Consider the following 1,665-nt stretch of genomic DNA (forward strand, 5'->3'; position numbering starts at 1 on the left):
GCCGTGGTGGGTGGCGAGGTGGCGGGCGAGGAGTCCGCCGAGGGTGCCGGTGCCGCCGGTGATCAGTACGGTGCCGTCACCGTCCAGCGGCACGGACTGCTCGCCGCCCACGGCACGGGCCAGGCGGGGCACCAGCAGCGCACCGTCACGGACGGCGACCTGCGGCTCGTCGACGCCGGCCAACAGCGCCAGATCCACACCCTCTTCGTCGGTGGCCGGGTCGACGTCGACCAGCACGATCCGGTCCGGGTGCTCCGACTGCGCCGAACGCACCAGACCCCATACCGCCGCACCCACGACATCGACCATGTCGTCACGACCTGCGGGCACGGCGCCCCGAGTCACCACCGCCAGGCGTGAACCGAACGTGCCCTCGTCGCTCAGCCACTCCTGCACACCCTGCAGGACCTCACCCAGCACCTGCTCCACCGGGCCGTCACCAGCCGGCAACACCGTCCACGCCGAAACACCCTCCGCGTCCACCGTGGCGGCAGCGGTGGCCCCAGGCGATGCCGGGACCGGCACCCACTCCACCGCGAACAACGCGTCACCGGCATTCCCGACCGACGACAACTGCTCCGCCGACACCCCACGCGACATCAGGGAACGGACAATCGCGACCGGCGCACCGGAACCGTCGGCGGCTTGGACGGTGATGCCCTCGCCCTCAGGGCGGATCGCCACCCGCAGCGTGGTCGCCCCGACCGCGAACAGCTCCACACCCGACCACGCGAACGGCAACCGCGCCCCGGAACCTTCGCCGTCGCCGGTCAGCAGCCCCGATGGGTGCAACGCCGCGTCGAACAGAGCAGGATGGATACCGAACCCGTCCGCCGCCTCCGCGACCGCCACCTCGGCGTACACACCGGATGCGTCGCGCCAGGCCGCCTGCACGCCCTGGAACGCCGGGCCGTACTCCAAGCCCGCCCCTGCCAGGACGTCATAGAAACCGGCCAGCTCGACCGGCGTGGCATCCTGCGGCGGCCACAGCTCCAGATCGAACCCGGGCACTCCGGTGTCCGACACGGCGAGGAGGCCCGACGCATGCAGCGTCCACTCGTCCGTGCCCTCGGCTCGGGCGTGGATGTGGACCGGTCGGTCGCCCGAGGGGTCGGCATCATCGATCCGTATCTGGACCTGGACGCCACCGTTCTCCGGCAGTACCAGGGGCGCACGAAGCACCAGTTCGCGGACGAGACCGCAATGCACTTCCTGGCCGGCGCGCAGTGCCATTTCCACCAGTGCGGTGCCGGGGACCACGATGCGGTCCAGCACGATGTGGTCGGCCAGCCACGGCTGGGCGTCCACCGACAGGCGGCCGGTGAGGAGCACGCCGTCGCCGTCGGCCAGGGTCACCACAGAACCCAGCAGCGCATGCCCGGCGTCCTCGATGCCGAGCGCACCCGCATCCCCGCCGAACCCGCCCGGCTGCGGCCAGTACCGCTCACGCTGGAACGCATACGTCGGCAGATCGACCACCCGCCCGCCCCAGCCGGCGAACACCGCCGTCCAGTCGATGTCGGTGCCGGAGGCCCACAGACGGCTGACCGCGGTGAGCGCGGTGCCGGTCTCGTCGTGGTCCTTGCGCAGGAGGGGGATGAAGTCGGCTTCGGTGGCGGTGTCCTGGGCCATGGCCGACAGGATGCCGTCCGGGCCGAGTTCCAC

General features: G+C 71.7%; 1 protein-coding gene. It reads right to left on the minus strand.

Annotation, left to right across the window (positions count from 1 at the left end; all coding sequences use genetic code 11):
* Positions 1-1,632, minus strand: a 1,632-nt coding sequence (locus ABZS61_RS34770; RefSeq protein WP_356430508.1) for a polyketide synthase dehydratase domain-containing protein, incomplete at its 3' end; no start/stop codon positions are given.
* Between the last annotated feature and the right edge of the window lie 33 nt (positions 1,633-1,665).

Source organism: Streptomyces sp. NPDC005566, from assembly GCF_040605575.1.
GTDB lineage: Bacteria > Actinomycetota > Actinomycetes > Streptomycetales > Streptomycetaceae > Streptomyces.